The sequence below is a fragment of the Luteitalea pratensis genome, assembly GCF_001618865.1.
GTDB lineage: Bacteria > Acidobacteriota > Vicinamibacteria > Vicinamibacterales > Vicinamibacteraceae > Luteitalea > Luteitalea pratensis.
This window is the reverse complement of record NZ_CP015136.1, coordinates 3,714,205-3,730,989: the sequence shown is the minus strand read 5'-3', so window position 1 is coordinate 3,730,989 and position 16,785 is coordinate 3,714,205. Positions and strand designations below refer to the sequence as shown.

15 protein-coding genes are annotated in these 16,785 nt (G+C 67.6%); 10 read left to right on the top strand and 5 right to left on the bottom strand.

The genetic code is table 11. The annotated features are described in order from the left end of the window. Positions 1 to 395 precede the first annotated feature (395 nt). Positions 396 to 1,154 carry a response regulator transcription factor gene (locus LuPra_RS15275; protein WP_234800901.1) on the top strand — a complete coding sequence of 253 codons (759 nt, stop codon included), beginning with the start codon at positions 396 to 398 and terminating at the stop codon, positions 1,152 to 1,154. Positions 1,155 to 1,304: 150 nt separating this feature from the next. Here the strand turns inward: LuPra_RS15275 and LuPra_RS15270 are convergent, their stop codons facing one another. Both LuPra_RS15270 and LuPra_RS15265 read right to left on the bottom strand, forming a co-directional pair. Further along, positions 1,305 to 2,306, bottom strand: coding sequence for an inorganic phosphate transporter (locus LuPra_RS15270; RefSeq protein WP_110171544.1), 1,002 nt, complete (start codon positions 2,304 to 2,306; stop codon positions 1,305 to 1,307). A 15-nt stretch (positions 2,307 to 2,321) separates the two neighbouring features. Further along, on the bottom strand, positions 2,322 to 2,942 hold the full coding sequence (locus LuPra_RS15265) for a DUF47 domain-containing protein (RefSeq protein WP_110171543.1): 621 nt from the start codon (positions 2,940 to 2,942) through the stop codon (positions 2,322 to 2,324). 271 nt (positions 2,943 to 3,213) lie between these two features. On the opposite strand from LuPra_RS15265, the gene LuPra_RS15260 reads away from it, so the two are divergent. Beyond that, positions 3,214 to 4,479, top strand: coding sequence for a glucose-1-phosphate adenylyltransferase (locus LuPra_RS15260; RefSeq protein ID WP_110171542.1), 1,266 nt, complete (start codon positions 3,214 to 3,216; stop codon positions 4,477 to 4,479). A gap of 119 nt (positions 4,480 to 4,598) precedes the next feature. Here the strand turns inward: LuPra_RS15260 and LuPra_RS15255 are convergent, their stop codons facing one another. Beyond that, complete coding sequence (locus LuPra_RS15255; RefSeq protein ID WP_162271409.1) at positions 4,599 to 6,791, bottom strand: SulP family inorganic anion transporter; 2,193 nt, start codon at positions 6,789 to 6,791, stop codon at positions 4,599 to 4,601. Between the two features lie 147 nt (positions 6,792 to 6,938). Here LuPra_RS15255 and LuPra_RS15250 point away from each other — a divergent pair, with 147 nt between their 5' ends. Then, entirely contained in the window at positions 6,939 to 9,230 is a 2,292-nt protein-coding gene (locus LuPra_RS15250; protein ID WP_110171540.1) for a winged helix-turn-helix domain-containing protein, read from the top strand. 89 nt (positions 9,231 to 9,319) lie between these two features. Here the strand turns inward: LuPra_RS15250 and LuPra_RS15245 are convergent, their stop codons facing one another. After that, positions 9,320 to 9,832: a SixA phosphatase family protein gene (locus LuPra_RS15245; protein WP_157899228.1), complete on the bottom strand. Its 513-nt coding sequence runs from the start codon at positions 9,830 to 9,832 to the stop codon at positions 9,320 to 9,322. Further along, entirely contained in the window at positions 9,822 to 10,742 is a 921-nt protein-coding gene (locus LuPra_RS15240) for a CHAD domain-containing protein (protein ID WP_157899227.1), read from the bottom strand. Before LuPra_RS15240 ends, LuPra_RS15245 begins: the two co-directional genes overlap by 11 nt. 211 nt (positions 10,743 to 10,953) lie before the next feature. On the opposite strand from LuPra_RS15240, the gene LuPra_RS15235 reads away from it, so the two are divergent. The 7 genes from LuPra_RS15235 to LuPra_RS15205 all read left to right on the top strand — a co-directional run bounded on the left by LuPra_RS15235 (position 10,954) and on the right by LuPra_RS15205 (position 16,739). Next, positions 10,954 to 11,961 (top strand): PstS family phosphate ABC transporter substrate-binding protein, encoded by a 1,008-nt coding sequence (locus LuPra_RS15235; RefSeq protein ID WP_110171538.1) that lies wholly within the window; start codon positions 10,954 to 10,956, stop codon positions 11,959 to 11,961. Positions 11,962 to 11,996: 35 nt separating this feature from the next. Further along, positions 11,997 to 12,854 carry a phosphate ABC transporter permease subunit PstC gene (gene pstC / locus LuPra_RS15230; RefSeq protein ID WP_110174701.1) on the top strand — a complete coding sequence of 286 codons (858 nt, stop codon included), beginning with the start codon at positions 11,997 to 11,999 and terminating at the stop codon, positions 12,852 to 12,854. Beyond that, a complete protein-coding gene (gene pstA / locus LuPra_RS15225; RefSeq protein WP_110171537.1) occupies positions 12,851 to 13,699 on the top strand; it encodes a phosphate ABC transporter permease PstA in 849 nt (282 codons plus the stop codon). The genes pstC and pstA overlap by 4 nt, the downstream gene beginning before the upstream one ends. A 68-nt stretch (positions 13,700 to 13,767) precedes the next feature. Further along, complete coding sequence (gene pstB, locus LuPra_RS15220) at positions 13,768 to 14,511, top strand: phosphate ABC transporter ATP-binding protein PstB (RefSeq protein ID WP_201792194.1); 744 nt, start codon at positions 13,768 to 13,770, stop codon at positions 14,509 to 14,511. 10 nt (positions 14,512 to 14,521) lie between these two features. Then, a complete protein-coding gene (gene phoU / locus LuPra_RS15215; RefSeq protein ID WP_110171536.1) occupies positions 14,522 to 15,202 on the top strand; it encodes a phosphate signaling complex protein PhoU in 681 nt (226 codons plus the stop codon). Positions 15,203 to 15,240: 38 nt separating this feature from the next. Next, a complete protein-coding gene (yacG, locus tag LuPra_RS15210) occupies positions 15,241 to 15,432 on the top strand; it encodes a DNA gyrase inhibitor YacG (RefSeq protein WP_237050923.1) in 192 nt (63 codons plus the stop codon). A gap of 23 nt (positions 15,433 to 15,455) precedes the next feature. Beyond that, entirely contained in the window at positions 15,456 to 16,739 is a 1,284-nt protein-coding gene (locus LuPra_RS15205; RefSeq protein WP_110171535.1) for a citrate synthase, read from the top strand. The last annotated feature ends 46 nt before the right edge of the window (positions 16,740 to 16,785 follow it).

The following is a 16,785-nucleotide window of genomic DNA, read 5'->3' as shown; positions in this document are numbered from 1 at the left end:
CCCGAACGCCGCGAACCGAAGTGAGGAATATTCCGCTCCTTGCGCGGACGTACCGCACCGCATGGACAGCGTCATGGGCTAACCAGCCGGTGACCACGCTCGATCTCGTTTGCACACACATTGATTGGACGCTCCGTCATTCTGCAGTCCGTTTGCAAGTGCCCTCACCGGACGTCAGGGCGCTCGCTGTCTGCAGGAGGACTGCGTGGGCACGATCCCCGTGTCCTAAGCGTCGAGCTTGTGGTTTCGGGCCGGCAGGGGACACGTTTCCGACAGCGGCCACGCTTGTAACCCACATTTAACGCATGCGACACAGCAGGGAAACGACCACGACGTAGCGTGACAGGAACGTGACCAGAAGGTCGCGTGCCGTTGCCTGCTTCCAGGAGAACTGCGTGACGCTGGCTCATTCGCAAGGCACCACCCCCCCGACCTGGTCCGTCCCAGGCCTCACGACGACCACGACCCGCATCCTCGTCGTCGAGGACGAACAAGACATCGCCGGCCTGATCAAGCACACGCTCGAACGCGAGCCGGATACCGTCGTGACGATGGTCAACAGCGGCGACGCGGCGCTCAAGGCCGTGGCCGAGCAGCAGCCACACCTGATCGTCCTCGACCTGAACCTGCCGGTCCTCTCGGGATTCGAGGTGTGCCGGATCCTGCGCTCGCGGCCGACGACCAAGCAGGTGCCGATCATCATGCTGACGGCGCGGACGACCGAGGTCGATCGCGTGTCCGGCCTCGACCTCGGCGCCGACGACTACGTCACCAAGCCGTTCAGCCTGCGTGAACTCGCGGCGCGCGTCCGCGCGGTGCTGCGGCGGCCGCAGATCTCGCCCGCACAGGGTCCGGCTGCGACCGTGTACCGCGGCACGCACCTGACCGCCGACTTCGATGCGGTGGCCATTCACGTCGCCGGCCAGGCGGTCAAGCTGACGCGGCGGGAGTTCGAGTTGCTGCAGTGCCTGGTGGAGAACAGGAGTCGCGTGCTCTCGCGCGATCGGCTGCTGGAGCGTGTGTGGGGCTACGACCGTTCGATCGAGACCCGATCGGTGGACGTGCACATCGGCCGGCTGCGGGCCAAGCTGGGAACCGCGGGCGATCAGATCGAGACGGTCGTCGGACTCGGCTATCGCTTCGTGGACGCCTGAAGGCTCATGACCGAAACTGTAGGCGTCGAGCTTGCTCGACGCTGACGTCTGGGGACCGCATCGTGGTGCTGCCCGTCGACCAAGGGCGACGGCTACGTGGAAACCGCTTCGTGGACGCCTGAAGGCCCAACGCCTGCGAGCGGCCCGGCGCTATCTGGCGCCGAACACCGAGAGCACCCAGTAGGTCGAGGCACCGACAAACGCTGCCGCCGGGATCGTCAGGACCCACGCCCAGACGATCCGGCCCGCCACTCCCCACCGCACCGCCGACAGTCGCCGCGTCGCCCCGACGCCGACAATGGACCCGGTGATCGTGTGCGTCGTGCTGATGCCGATGCCCATCACCGTGGCGATGAGGATGGCCACCGCCGCACCCGTCTCCGCGGCGAACCCGCCGACTGGCGCCAGCTTCGTGATCTTCGTGCCCATCGTCCGGACGATGCGCCAGCCGCCAGAGAGCGTGCCCAGGCCGATGGCCAGGTGCGCCGCGAGCACCACCCAAATCGGCACGTCGAAGGTGGAGATATAGCCGGCCGTGAAGAGCACACCGGTGATGATCCCCATCGTCTTCTGTGCGTCGTTGGCACCGTGCATCAGGCTGAACAACGCCGCCGACAACAGCTGGAGCTTTCGAAAGAGCTGATCGACCCGTGCCGGCGAGGTCCGCCTGAAGATCCAGAAAGTGGCGGTCATCGTGGCCAGGCCGACGAACATGCCGACCAGCGGGGCGACGACGATGAACACGAGCGTCTTCGTCCAGCCCGACCAGAGGATCGCCGGCAGGCCCGCCTTGGCCACTGCCGCTCCACCGTATCCGCCAAAGAGCGCATGCGACGAACTGGTGGGCAGGCCGAAGTACCAGGTGATCAGGTTCCAGACGATGGCGCCGGTGAGGCCGGCCCCGATCACGGCAAAGGTGACGACCTTGAGGTCGACCATGCCGGAGCCGACGGTCTTGGCGACGGCGGTTCCGAAGGTGAAGGCGGCGACGAAGTTGAAGAAGGCCGCCCAGATGACTGCTTGACCGGGGGTCAGGACACGTGTGGAGACCACGGTGGCGATGGAATTCGCCGCGTCGTGAAATCCGTTGATGTAATCGAACGCCAGCGCGAGGATGACGAGCGCGGTGACGACCAGCAGGGCTGAATCCATGAGGTCAGGTCGTACCTAGGTGTACTTGACGACCACGCCCTCGATCTCGTTGGCCACGTCCTCGCATTCGTCCGTGGCGCGCTCGAGCAGGTCGAGGATTTCCTTCCACTTGATGACCTCGATGGCGTTCTGCTCTTCCGAGAAGAGCCGGCCGATCGCCTCACGATGAATCTGGTCGGCCTCGTTCTCGAGGCGGTTGATTTCGACGACGTGCTCGTCGACGCCGCGCCGTTGCTCCAGCTTCTGAGTGGCCAGCAGGATCTGCTCGGCAGACCGGAGGATGACGTCGGCGAGTTCGCGGGCGCCGTAGCGCAGGTTCTGCACCCGGTACAGACGGATGCAGCCACCGGCCGCGTCCATCATGTCCATCACGTTGTCGAGATACAGGATGAGCGTGTGGATGTCTTCGCGATCCAGCGGCGTGACGAACGTCTTGTTCAGCCGATGGAGGGCGTCGTGCGCGATCTGGTCGCACTCGTGTTCGAGCGCCTTGAGTTCGTCGGCCGCGGCCCAGCGGGGCACGTCGCCCGCGAGCATGTCGACGAGGACGACCGCCGCCTTGCGGATCTCCTGCGCGAGTTGGATGAAGTCGTCGAAGAAACGACCATCTTTCGGGATCAGGCTGAATCGAGCCACACCAGTCTCCTAGACGAGCCGACGAACCTGGTCCATCCGCCGCGATGGCGTGGGTTGCGCGCTGAGCGTGTGAGATGGACGCATGGACGAGGATCGTCGCGCAGGGCCTCCGCGCAGAGCGAAGGGACTGTCATCATATCCCTGAGGTTGTGGGGCGGCCTGTAAATTCCACGTAAACAATCGGGCACGCGCCCGCAAGTCCCTCGTTCCCGGGAGATTGGCCCTTGGCGGGCTTGCCAACCTCCGGCCGCCCGGCTAAGTTGAGGACACCATGCATTCGGTGCTGACCCTGATCCTGGGCGGTGGCCGCGGGAACCGCCTCTTCCCGCTCACGTGGACGCGTTCCAAGCCCGCCGTCCCGATCGGTGGCAAGTACCGCCTCATCGACGTGCCGGTCAGCAACTGCCTGCATGCGAACCTGCGGCAGATCTTCGTGCTGACGCAGTTCAACTCCGCCTCGCTCAATCGTCACGTGGCGCAGAGCTACCGGCTGGACCACTTCTCTCCCGGGTTCGTCGACATCCTCGCCGCGGAGCAGACCCCCGACAGCACGTCGTGGTTCCAGGGCACGGCCGACGCGGTCCGCCAGGCCTGGCGCCACTTCCACTCGATGCAGGCCGACCACATCCTCATCCTTGCGGGCGATCACCTGTACCGGATGAATCTCGCCGAGCTGATCACCGATCACATCGAGCAGGATGCCGAGGTGACGATCGCCGCGCAACCGTGCGACCCGGAGACCTCGACGCAGATGGGCATCTTCCTGTTCGACGGTGCCGGGCGCATCTCCGGCTTCGAGGAGAAGCCCAACCTCGAGCGCCTCGGCCAGATCGGCCAGAGCGTCCCGAAAGACAGCCGCGTCGCCTCCTGGATCTCGCCCCAACGACCGTTCATCGCGTCAATGGGCATCTACGTGTTCTCCAAGCACGTGCTGCTGGATGCCCTCGAGCAATATGGAGACGCGGTCGACTTCGGCAAGGAGATCATCCCCGCCGTCATCCAGACCCACCGTGTCCGCGCCTTCCTCTATCGTGGCTACTGGGAGGACGTCGGCACCATGGGCTCCTTCTTCGAAGCCAACCTGAAGCTGACCGACCCGAAGCCGGCCTTCACGTTCCATGACGCCGCCAGCCCGATCTACACGCACCCGCGCTTCCTCGCGGGCTCGACCATGCAGGACGCCCGCATCAACCGCGCCGTCGTCGCCGAGGGCTGCGTGCTCGAGCAATGCTCCATCGATCGGGCGGTCGTCGGCATCCGCACGCAGGTCCGCCCCGGCGCGACGATTACCAACTCCGTGCTGCTCGGCGCGGATTTCTACAGCCGCGACATCGACGACGCAGGCGTGCCCCTCGGCATCGGCAAGGACGTCGTGCTCGATCGGGTGATCGTGGACAAGAACGCGCGCGTGGGCGACGGCGCCCGACTGGTGAATGCCGCGGGAGTGCAGGAAGCCGAGGGCAACGGCTACTTCATTCGCGAAGGCCTCATCATCGTGCCCAAGGGCGCCACTATCGCCCCCGGCACGATCGTGTAGCACCGGACAAGAAACGGCCCCGTGCTCTCCCGGAACACGAGGCCGTTGGTTCCACTTGCCGGAACCGAAAACACACGGAGGTAGGGCCCGCTCTCCGAGCGCGGCCCAGCGTGACTCCCTCAGGCCGGCACGCGCATCGGTGGCTCGAGCGTCTTCACGTCCTCGCCGGCGTCGACGAAGGTGCCGGTCGCCTGATTCCACACCGTGACCTTGGCGCGCTTCAGGTCGAAGAACCAGCCATAGAGGCGCAGTTCGCCTGCCGCGATCGCGCGCTGCACGGATGGATACGTCTGCAGGCGCTCGACCTGCTCGACGACGTTGGTACGGGCCAGCGCGTTGTGCGGCGTGGTGGGCGGTGGCTGCGCCGCGACCGGGGCCTGCGCATGCCGATCCAGGGCCGACGTGCCGTGTGCAAGCCAGCGGCTCAGCGACCCTCCCAACGCCTCGTGCCCACCGAGCAGGGCCTTCATCGCCCCGCATTCCGAATGGCCGCAGACGACGATGGTGTGCACCTTGAGCACGTCGACGGCGAACTCGATTCCCGAGCCGACCGAGTCGTCACTGCCGGCAACGCCCGTCCATGTCGGCACGATGTTGCCGATGTTGCGAAGCACGAAGATGTCGCCCGGATCGGCGTTGACTAGGTCGGCCGGCACGATGCGTGAGTCCGCGCAGGTGATGAACAGCGCCTGTGGCGTCTGGCCGACGTCTGCGAGGTGGTTCAGCAACGGCTTCACCTCGCGCGACGTCGTGGCGTTGAACGCCGCCGCGCCTTGCAGGAGCGGCTCGCTGGACGACGCCGTCGTGGACATCGACGTCTCCTTGCGGGTGCGCCGTCGAAGGGCGCCGAGCAGGCCGTCGAGCCGCGACTTGGCAAACTGCGGCGTCCCTTTCGCGGCGTTGGCGTACCAGGCCTCGTGCAATTCATCGATGTCGACACGGCCGCCCAGCCGCTCATGGCTGAGTCGCCAGTCGTGCAGCGTCTCGAACGCGGCATGATCCATGAAGTCCACCATCAGGTCGATGTCGACGTGGGTCCGTGGCGGGATGCGCTCGAGCGCCGCCGTCAGCTTGGGGATGCCGACAAACGTCATCGACCCGCCGATTCGGACGTGGTACCTGCCGTCGGCGCCCTCGACCTGCACGTTGGTGTGCGACAACCGCCGCAGCAGGAGCACGAGCGCAAGCGACACGCCGAGGCCGATGCCAGGCAGCAATCCGAGCACGACCACCCCGGTCACGGTGACCAGGTAGACGATCGCCTCGCCGAAGGTGACCAGCCGCCGGATGTGGTGGGCATCGACCAGGCGGATGCCGACATGGACGAGCAGGCCCGCCAGCACGCACAGCGGGATCATCTCGATCCCGACGCCGAGGAACACGACGAAGAGCAGGATCCAGACGCTATGGAGGATCGCCGAGAGCTGCGTCTGGGCGCCGGCCTGGATGTTGGCCGACGACCGCACGATCACGCCCGTGACCGGCAGACCGCCGAGGACGCCGGACAGCGTGTTCGACAGGCCCTGACCGACGAGCTCGCGATCGAGATTCGCGCGAGGGCCGGTGTGCAGCTTGTCGGTGGCGACGGCACAGAGCAAAGACTCGACGCTGGCGACTGCCGCAATCGTGATGCCGCCCATCACCACCGCCATCCAGTGCTCGGCGCCCGGCCATGCCGCGAACTGCAGCCCGCTGCCGAAGCCGCCCTTGAGGTCGATCCGTTCGACGTCGAGGCCGAGCAACACCGAGGCGCCCGTCGCCGTCATTACCGCCACGAGGGACGCGGGGACTGCCGACAGCGGCCGCGGCACCCATTGCCAGGCCAGCAGGAGCGCAATCGTCGCGAGTCCCAGGAAGGCCGCGGGTGCATGCAGGTCCATCACCTGCGCCGGCAGCGCGAGGAGATTCTTGAGGGCCTGGCTCTCAGGCGCGCCGCCGAGGATGATGTGCAGCTGCGCGAGGGCGATGGTGATGCCGATGCCCGCAAGCATGCCGTGCACGACCGCGGGCGAGACGGCCAGGCAGAGGCGGGCGATGCGCGAGGCGCCCAGCGCGATCTGGATGACCCCGCCGAGCACGACCGCGGAGGCAACCAGCCGCCAGTCGGCGAATTGCTCGACCATGCCGAAGACGATCGCGGTCAAGCCGGCCGCGGGCCCTGTAACCTGAAGGGGCGCTCCGGCGACCAGGCCCGTGACCAGGCCACCGACAATGCCGGCGATGAGTCCGGCCATGATGGGGGCGCCTGACGCCAGCGCGATGCCGAGCGACAGGGGAATGGCAATGAGGAAGACAACGAGTGAGGCAAGCACGTCCTGCCGCGGCGCTGAGAAGAGGCCCGGGCGGACTGCATGCGGAGCGGTGGGTGAAGCGTTTGGCATGGGCATGAGACGACGCCACTATGCCTGCCGGCCAGCATTCCGGCATGACGGATCTGATCGGATTGACATGATGTTTCGATGATGAGCCGGGAAGTCCTTTCTTATCAGTTCGATGACGTGGTGATCGACTTGCGTGCGGGGCGCGTGCTGCGCGCCGGCACGGCGACGCCGCTCGAGCCGAAAGCCTACGATCTGCTCGTCCTGCTCGCGTCCCGGAGCGGTGAACTCGTCACCCGGCAGGAGGTCCTCGACCGCGTCTGGGCCGGCGTGTACGTGACCGACAATGCGGTCGCCCGCGTAATCGCCCAGGTCCGTCGTGTGCTCGGCGACTCGGCCAGGGCCTCGCGGTACATAGAGACGGTGCCCACCCGGGGCTACCGCTTCATCGTGCCCGTGACGCTCAGGTTCGCCGCTACCTCGTCTGCCTCGCCGGCAACACTCGTGCCGGCCGCAGCCACCGGGGCCATTGCTGGGCAGGGCGGCCCCGGCCCCGGCTCAACCGGCGCTCCGCAGGTGCGGGCAGCCACGTCTGCGGCGGCCGCGCAACCGGACGACACGCGCAACCCTGCTTACGCCCTTCAGGTTTCGGCGCGGCAGGCCGGGCACCCGCTCTGGGCCGCAGGCCTGGCGCTGGTGGCACTGATGGCGATTCTGCTCGCCTGGCGATCGCAAACGACGTCCTCGCGTGAGTCGGCGGGGCTGCGCGTCGGCACCCGCACGCAGATCACGTCGTCGGCTGTACTGGACGCGTTCCCGGCCTGGTCGCCCGATGGCCGCACGCTGGCGTACGCGAGCGACCGCGGCGGCCGCTTCGAGATCTTCATCCGTGACATGACGGCCGGCGGCGATCGCATCGCGCTGACTGCCGATCGCCAGCACAACGTGCAACCGGCCTGGTCGCCCGACGGCTCACGGCTCGCCTACCACTCGTCGGGCCGCGGCGGCATCTGGGTCATCGCACGCTCGGGTGGGACGCCGTTCCAGATCAGCCGTTTTGGGTCACGACCGTCGTGGTCGCCGGATGGCACCCGCGTGGCCTTCCAGGGCGCGCCATACACCGAGCCGGGCGCCGCGGCGTTCGAGACGTTCGGCCCGTCGAGCCTGTGGGTCGTCACCGTTGACGGTTCCGAACCGCGCATGGCGACGAGAGGCTGGCGACCGGAAGGCAGTCACGTGCGCCCCACATGGTTCCCCGATGGGCAGCGGTTGTTTTTTGCAAGTCAACGGCTCGACACGACCGACTTGTGGACCGTCGATCTCGCGTCTGGTGCGTTGACCCGCGTCCTCGAGGCTCGCGCCCGGGCCGTCGACGCCACGCTGACGCCGGACGGTCGCGCCGTGTACTACGTCCGCATGGGCGATCACTTCGACTTGTGGAAGCTGCCGCTCCGCGAGGACGGCACGGCCGCTGCCGCGCCGGAACTGGCCTTGCCGCCGGGCGAACTCGACATCCGACACGTCGCGATGCACCCGCATGGCAACCAGTTGGCCTACGTCGGGATGGCGACGGTCGCCGGCCTGCGCAGCCTGCCGCTTCGCAGGGACGGGATCCCCGCGGGTCCGTCCGTGCGTATCGCGGAGGACGCCGTGCGGCGAGCGCGACGCCCCTCGTTCAGTCCGGACGCCCGTCATGTCGCGTTCGAGCGACAGGTGGCCGGGGGGCCGCCTGGCCTGTGGCTGCTCGACCTGGCGCAAGGCTCGGTCCGGGCGCTGGCCGTGGGTCTCACCGACGCGCGCGATCCGGCATGGAGCCGTGACGGCACCCGGGTGTACTTCGAGACGGGCGAGGATACCGACGTGGTCCTGCAGGCGATGCGCGTGCAGGACGGCGGCACGGAGATCGTCGCGCGCCTGGCCGACGGCGCGCACACGCTGTTGCGGCCCCGGGTCTCACCCGACGGCACCCGCCTCGCCTACACGCGCTCCTCGGAGGGACAGCTCGAGGTCTGGGTCCGTGCGCTCGCCGACGGTACCGATACCCGCGTCGCGCGCCTCGGCGATGGAGTGGCGTTTCCAGCCTGGTCGCCCGACGGTCAGGCGGTGGCCGTTGACGTGTGGCGTGATGGCCATGCACAGGTGTACGTGGCGGATCTGGCAAGCGGCGTCATCACGCAGGTATCGCGCGAGGTGGATCAGGCGTGGGTCCGAAGCTGGTCGCCCGATGGCACCCGCCTCGCGTTTGCCGGCGCGACGGACGGCCGATGGAACGTGTGGTCGGTGCGCCGGGACGGCACCGACCTGCGCCAGTTGACCGACTACGGCGACGAGCATCACTACGTGCGCAACCCGGAATGGTCGCCCACCGGCGATCGCCTCGTCTACGAATTCGCGACCTTCTCGGGCAACATCTGGGCGGTGCCGTTGCCGTGATCATTGGTCATTGGTCATTACTCATTGGTCATTACCCATATTACCCATGACCAATGACGAATGACGAATGACGAATGACTGATGCCCGGTCAGTCCTTCCCGGCCACCTCGCGGAGGACACGGGGCGTCAGGAACCATTCGAGGCGGGCCGGCCCGCGTGTACCGAAGCCGCTGGTGATGAGCAGCATCGCCGCCCCCTTACGGAACTCCAACGGCCCCTGCAGGTGCAGCAGCAGCGCCGCCAGTTCCGACAGCATGGGTTCATGCCCCACCAGGGCGACGGTGCCCTTCGGCGATCGTGCCCGCAGCGCCGTCACCAGGGCGCCAGGACGCGTGGCGGGGCGTAGCGCGTCGAGCAGTTGCACCTTCGGCGACGGCGACAGCGCCTTGGCCAGGATCTCGGCCGTCTGGAACGTCCGCGTCAGCGGGCTGGTCAGCAGATGGTCCACGACCGGAACCACCCGGGCCAGGCCGCGGGCCGCCCGCTTCCACTTGCGGGCCCCGTCATGGCTCAACGGCCGTTGTTCATCGTCTGGCCATGCGGCGCCGCGTTCCTCGGCAATCGCATGGCGTACCAGCAGCAGCTGCAGTTCAGTGGCCACGGGTTGCCTTTCGATGACGCACCACGTTCACCGTTCGTACCCCGGGGACGACAGTCTGGAGAGTGGTATCGGTGACGCCAATGAGCCCGGCACGGGAGCGAAGGTAGCGTCGATGCAGCAGCCGGGACGCGGCTTCGATCGTCGCCACGGCTGCCGCTGCCGCGTGCTGAAGGTCCTTGCCGGGCGCAGTGTCGGGCACCGATTGCAGCGACGTCATGAGGACGTCGAGATCGTGCAGGTGGCCGAGTGACTCCTGGGCGGCCTTCAACGTCCGCAGGGGCCGCAGCACGCGCGCGAGCCCGGCCTCGCCCGTGATCTCCAGCACGTAACGCAGCTTCTTGATGGCGATACGGACCTCGTGCAACGGCTCGGGGTGATAGGTCGTACCGGTGCGCTCGATGTGGTCGCGCAGGTCCTGCGCGCGTGCGATCAGACGCCGGGTCAGACCCTCCCGCCAGGATTCATCGCGGGACACGGTGCGAGCAGCGGCGAACGCCTCGAGGGCACGATCGAGCTCCCGCCGCGGACCGGGCCCGAGCGCCTTGCGCAGGGCACGCACCGGCGCGCGGCGTCGATGCTCGAGGTGCTCGCGCCAGGCGTCCGCCAGGCGATCGGCATCCGGTCCCTCGATCGGCAACTCCTCGACCATCCCGAGCGCGACGTCGAGTTCGCGGACCGGCCCAAGGGCTCGGGTGAGATCCCGCAGGTTGCGGCGCAACGGCTTGAGACGGATGTCATCGAGGCCACGGCCGAGCACGGGAACCACCTCCCGCAAGCGCCGCGAGGCCACTCGCGCCTGGTGCACCGCATCGACCTTGGCGTCGTGGGCGTCGTCCGCCTGTTCGCGCAACGCGTCGTGGCGACCCGTGACAAGGGTCGCAAGATCCTGAACGGGACGCGTGGGAGGCATTCGGCCACACTCTAGCACTCGCCAGTTCCACGATCCCACGCCTTCGGCCGCGTTCGGAGAACCGGCCCTACCGTCGAAACATTCAGCCCCGGGATGACGAGGCGCCCGGCGATTGTCGTTGGTAGGGACGGCTCTCCGAGCCCGGCCTGGTGTACTTACGACGTCGTCATTCGAAACAGGCGTGAAACGCGCAACGGGTAGTCTGCCCCGGATGCGCGTGCGCCTCCTCTCGATCGCCTGCACCGTGGCCGTGATGTCGGCCATGCCGCTGGCGGCGTGCCGGCACACGCCTCGCTCGGCGCGGGCCGTGATCACCGTCGATGGGTCCAGTACCGTCTACCCGCTCACCGAGGCGATCGCCGAGGACTTCCAGCGTGTCTCTCCGACCTCGCACGTCACGATCGGCGTGGCGGGCACGAGCGGTGGTTTGCGCCGGCTCTGCCGCGGCGTCCTCGACATGGCAGCCGCGTCGCGACCGATCGTCGCGGCCGAGGCTGCGTCGTGTGCCGCGGCGGGTATCGCCTTTGTCGAGTTGCCTGTCGCTTTCGACGGCATCACGGTGGCGGTGCACCCGTCCAACACCTGGGTGGAGAGCCTGACGGTCGATGACCTGCGGCGGCTCTGGCGGCACGAGGCCGAGGGGACGCTCCTCCGCTGGTCGCAATTGCGCCCGACCTACCCGGATCGCGAGGTCCACCTGTTCGGCGCGGGCGTCGAGTCGGGAACCTTCGACTACTTCACCGGGGCGATCACCGGGGCCCCGCGCGACAGTCGCGGCGACTACACGTCGAGCGAAGACGACAACACCCTCGTCCAGGGCGTGGCGGGTGATCCGAACGCGCTGGGATACTTCGGCTTTGCGTACTACGAGACGCACGACGAGTACGTCCGCGCCGTCGCCATTCGCGCCGACGCGAACTCGGATGCGGTCCTGCCGACCCGCGACACGATCCGCTCGGGAGCCTACCGTCCATTGGCCCGTCCCGTATTCGTCTACGTCAACGCGCACTCGCTGGATCGCGACGACGTCCGTCGCTTCGTCGACTACTACACGACGCACGTCACCGAGGTGGCCAACGACGTCGGCTACGTGCCGCTCGAAGCGCGCGTGCAGGCCGCGGTCCGGGCACGGCTCGAGGCGCGTCGCACCGGCTCGCTGTTTGCGGGCGACGCGGGCGTGCAGACACGGACCCTCGCCGCCAGGCTGGGCGTGGAGTAACGTTGGCCATCGTCGGTCGGCGGTTCGTCGAGGCGATGATCGAGCGTGCCCTGTGGGCATGCGCGGCCCTCTCCGTGCTGGTCACGGTCGGTATCGTCGGCGTCCTCGCCTGGGACGCGGCGGCGTTCTTCCGGGACGTCTCGCCGGTCGCGTTCCTGACCGGGCGCACGTGGACGCCGCTGTTCCGGACCCAGTCGTTCGGCGTCCTGCCAATCGTCGCCGGCACCGTGCTGGTGATGGCGATCGCGATGCTCGTCGCCGTCCCCGCCGGACTCGTGAGCGCGCTGTACCTGAGTGAGTACGCACCACCGCGAGTTCGTCGCATGGCGAAACCGGCGCTCGAGGTCCTCGCCGGTGTGCCCACGGTGGTCTACGGCTACTTCGCGCTGCTCTTCGTCACGCCCTGGCTCCGCACGTGGATCCCCGGCCTGGCCGGCTTCAATGCGCTCGGGCCCGGCCTGGTGATGGGCCTGATGATTCTGCCGCTGGTCTCGTCGCTCTGTGACGACGCGTTCTCGGCCGTGCCGCAGGGTCTGCGCGAGGGCGCCTTCGCGCTCGGCGCGACACGACTGCAGGCGGCCACCGGTGTGGTGCTGCCCGCAGCCATGTCCGGTGTCTCGGCGGCGGTCATCCTCGCGATCTCGCGCGCCATCGGCGAGACGATGATCGTGGCCATCGCCGCCGGTCAGCAACCGCGCTTCACCGCCAACCCGCTCGTGCCGATCGAAACAATGACCGCCTACATCGTCCAGGTCAGTCTCGGCGACGTGCCGACGGGCACGCGCGAGTACAGGACCATCTTCGCCGTCGGTATGCTGCTGTTTGGTGCCACCCTCGCACTCAACCTGTGCAGTGACTGGTTGCGCCGGCGGATGGCTGGAGCGCCACGATGATCGACGCTCGCGGGCGTGATCGCGCCTTCCACGCGCTCGGGCTGGCCGTGCTGCTGGCGGCCCTGGCGGCGCTCGGCGTCTTGCTGTGGGACGTCGTAGCGGACGGTGCAGGCCGGCTCTCATGGGCGTTCGTGACCGGGTATCCGTCGCGTCGCGCGTCGAACGCGGGCCTGCTTCCCGCCCTGGCCGGCAGCGTCTGGCTCGTCGGCCTGGCGGCCCTGCTCGCCATGCCCATCGGCGTCGGGGCCGCGATTGCGCTCGAGGAGTACGGCGGCCGCGGACGATGGGCGCGCCTCATCGAGATCAACATCGCGAACCTGGCCGGCGTGCCGTCGATCATCTACGGCCTGCTCGGCCTCGGCCTGTTCGTGCGTGCGCTGCGCCTCGAGCGGACGCTGCTGGCCGGTGCCGCCACGCTCGCCCTGCTGATGCTGCCGCTGGTGATCCTGACCGCCCGGGAAGCGTTGCGTGCCGTGCCCCTGTCGTTGCGCGAAGCGTCGCTCGCCCTCGGCGCGACCAAGTGGCAGACGGTGTGGCACCACGTCCTGCCGGCGGCGCTGCCGGGACTGCTCACCGGGCTGATCCTTGCTGTGTCGCGCGTCATTGGCGAAGCCGCGCCGCTCATCGTCATCGGGGCGCTCACGTATGTGCCCTTCGTGCCCGACGGGCCGTTGTCGCCGTTCACGGCCCTGCCGATCCAGATCTACGCATGGACGTCGCGTCCGGGCACCGGCTTCCGCGCCAACGCGGCGGCCGCCATCCTGGTCCTGCTTGCGGTCCTGCTCGTGACCAACAGCCTGGCGATCTGGCTGCGCGACCGGTCCTCACGGCGGAGGCCGGCCTGATGGGTCCACAGCATCCGGCACGCGGCGGCGAGATGGCCAGCGCCACGGACACACCGGGGCCGCCGAAGATCCAGTTGCGTGACGTCAGCGTGTACTACGGCGAGACAGCGGCCCTGCGGCGGGTGTCGCTGCCGATGCACGCCCACCGGGTAACGGCGCTGATCGGCCCCTCCGGCTGCGGCAAGAGCACGTTGCTGCGCACGCTGAACCGGATGAACGACATCGTCGCCGGTGCCCGTGTCGAGGGAGACGTGCTCCTCGACAGCCAGTCGATCTATGCCCCCGGTACCGACGTCGTCGCCGTGCGCCGGCGCGTCGGCATGGTGTTCCAGAAGTCGAACCCCTTTCCGGGGTCGGTCTTCGAAAACGTGGCCTATGGGCTGCGCATCAACGGCGTCCGCGATCGACGCGAGATCGTCGAGCGCGTCGAGGAGAGCCTGCGGGCTGCAGCCATCTGGAGCGAGGTGCAGGACCGGCTGCACGCGCCGGCGCTGACGCTCTCGGGCGGCCAGCAGCAGCGCCTGTGCATCGCGCGCGCACTGGCGATCCAGCCGGAAGTCCTGCTGATGGACGAACCGGCGTCGGCGCTCGACCCCATCGCCACCCAGCGTATCGAGGAACTCATTCACGCGCTCAAGAAGTCGTACACGATCGTCATCGTGACCCACAACATGCAGCAGGCGGCGCGGATCTCCGATGTCACGGCGTTCTTCTGGATGGGACAACTGGTCGAATGCGGCCGCACCGAAGACGTGTTCACGGCGCCACGTGAGCGGCTGACCGAGGACTACGTGACGGGGCGGTTCGGGTAAGCTGGCGGCGATGGAGCCCATCTCGAGGATGGTGCCGCAGGTACAGGAGCACCTCGACGCACTCAAGGAGCGACTCCTGGTCATGGGCGGGCTCGCCGAAGAGCAGGTCCGGCTGGTGACCGCCGCGCTCGTCGATCGCGATGCGGCGCTCGCGAGCCGCGTGCAGTCGGGCGACCAGCGGATCAACGGCCTGCACATCGAGATCGACCAGCGCTGCGTGAAGCTGCTCGCCCTGCATCAACCGGTCGCGGTGGACCTGCGTGCCGTCGTCGCCGCCGTCAAGATCAACACCGATCTGGAGCGGGTCGGCGACCTGGCCGTCAACGTCGCCGAGGCGGTCCAGCGCTACCTGCACCACACGCCACTACGGCCTCTCGATCACATCCCCAGAATGGCCGACCTGGCGCAGCGCATGCTGCGCGACGCGCTCGACGCCTACGTGCGTCGCGAGGTGGCCCTTGCCCAGAATGTGCTCGACACGGACGACATCGTGGATGCCTTGAAGTCCCAGGTCTCGATCGATCTCGTCCCGGTGATGAAGGGCGCACCGGAGACGATCGAGCCGTCCCTGGACCTGATCCTCATCGCCCGGCACCTCGAGCGCATTGCCGACCACGCCACCAACATCGCCGAGGACGTGATCTTCATGGTCTCGGCCCGCGACGTCCGCCACCACGGACCGCCTGGATAGCCACGGCGGGGACACCGGCAGCCTGCTAGGATCGAGCCGTGCCGGACGCGATGCTCTGTGTATACTGTCGCCAACAGCCCGTGGATCCGCGCTGGCAGCCGTTCTGCAGTGAACGTTGCCAGTGGCTGGACCTCTCCCACTGGCTCGACGGCGACTACCGCGTCGAGGGTCCGGCGGATGACACGCCGCCCGACATGGATCCGGACGACCCCGAGGCGACCGACCTGTAGGCGCCTCCCCCTGATGCGACGCGATGGCTGACACGCTTACGATTACCGACAACCGCACTGGCAAGCAGTACGACGTGCCGATCACCGACGGCACCATCAAGGCCATCGACCTCCGCACGATCAAGGTGTCGGACGACGACTTCGGGTTGATGACGTACGACCCGGCGTTCACCAACACCGCCTCGTGCCGCAGCGCCATCACCTACATCGATGGCGACAAGGGCGTACTCGAGTACCGCGGTTACCCGATCGAGCAACTCGCCGAGAAGAGCACCTACCTCGAAGTGGCGTACCTGCTGATGTTCGGCGAGCTGCCGACGACGGCGCAGCTGCAGGACTGGGAACAGGGCATCCTCAAGCACACGCTGCTGCACGAGAACATCAAGCACCTGATGCGCGGCTTCCGCTACGACGCGCATCCGATGGGCGTGTTCCTGAGTACCGTGGGCGCGCTCTCGACGTTCTACCCGGATGCCAAGAACGTCAGCGATGCCAACGTCCGCCTCGAGCACATCCAGAAGCTCATTGCCAAGTCACCGACGATCGCGGCCTACGCGTACCGTCACAGCAAGGGGCTGTTCTACGTCTACCCGGACAACAACCTCAACTTCGCCGGCAACTTCCTGAACATGCTGTTCAAGATGACCGAAGCGAAGTTCGAGGTGAACCCGATCCTCGAGCGCGCGCTGGACATCCTGTTCATCCTGCACGCCGATCACGAGCAGAACTGCGGCACCAACGCCATGCGCGCGATCGGCAGTTCCGAGGTGGATCCGTATTCGGCGCTGGCCGGTGCGGCGGCCGCGCTCTACGGGCCGTTGCACGGTGGCGCCAACGAAGCGGTCCTGACAATGCTGCGGCACATCGGCAGCAAGGCCAACGTCCCGGACTTCATCGCGAAAGTGAAGAAGGGCGAGGGCCGTCTCATGGGCTTCGGGCACCGCGTCTACAAGTCGTACGACCCGCGCGCCCGGATCATCAAGAAGGCCGCCTACGACGTGTTCGAGGTCACCGGCACGAACCCGTTGCTCGACCTCGCGCTCGAACTCGAGAAGATCGCGCTCGAGGACGAATACTTCGTCAAGCGGAAGCTCTATCCGAACGTCGACTTCTATTCCGGCCTGATCTACCAGGCGCTCGGCTTCTCGCCCGAGATGTTCACGGTGCTGTTTGCCATCCCCCGGACCGCAGGCTGGGTCGCACAGTGGGATGAACTGCACCGCGACCCGGACCAGAAAATCGCCCGCCCTCGGCAGATTTACACGGGCTACCGCACCCGGGACTACATCCCGATGGACAAGAGATAGTCGCGCCCGGTCAGCTGCGACGCGTTGGCGATGACCCGACGGCTCC

What these genes read in the sequence shown, in the direction of transcription:
- LuPra_RS15205 (WP_110171535.1), top strand. Translation starts at nt 15,456, where the DNA reads ATGGCTGACACGCTTACGATTACCGACAACCGCACTGGCAAGCAGTAC.
- LuPra_RS15260 (WP_110171542.1), top strand. Translation starts at nt 3,214, where the DNA reads ATGCATTCGGTGCTGACCCTGATCCTGGGCGGTGGCCGCGGGAACCGC.
- LuPra_RS15240 (WP_157899227.1), bottom strand. Translation starts at nt 10,742, where the DNA reads ATGCCTCCCACGCGTCCCGTTCAGGATCTTGCGACCCTTGTCACGGGT.
- phoU (WP_110171536.1), top strand. Translation starts at nt 14,522, where the DNA reads ATGGAGCCCATCTCGAGGATGGTGCCGCAGGTACAGGAGCACCTCGAC.
- LuPra_RS15235 (WP_110171538.1), top strand. Translation starts at nt 10,954, where the DNA reads ATGCGCGTGCGCCTCCTCTCGATCGCCTGCACCGTGGCCGTGATGTCG.
- pstC (WP_110174701.1), top strand. Translation starts at nt 11,997, where the DNA reads ATGATCGAGCGTGCCCTGTGGGCATGCGCGGCCCTCTCCGTGCTGGTC.
- pstA (WP_110171537.1), top strand. Translation starts at nt 12,851, where the DNA reads ATGATCGACGCTCGCGGGCGTGATCGCGCCTTCCACGCGCTCGGGCTG.
- LuPra_RS15250 (WP_110171540.1), top strand. Translation starts at nt 6,939, where the DNA reads ATGATGAGCCGGGAAGTCCTTTCTTATCAGTTCGATGACGTGGTGATC.
- LuPra_RS15270 (WP_110171544.1), bottom strand. Translation starts at nt 2,306, where the DNA reads ATGGATTCAGCCCTGCTGGTCGTCACCGCGCTCGTCATCCTCGCGCTG.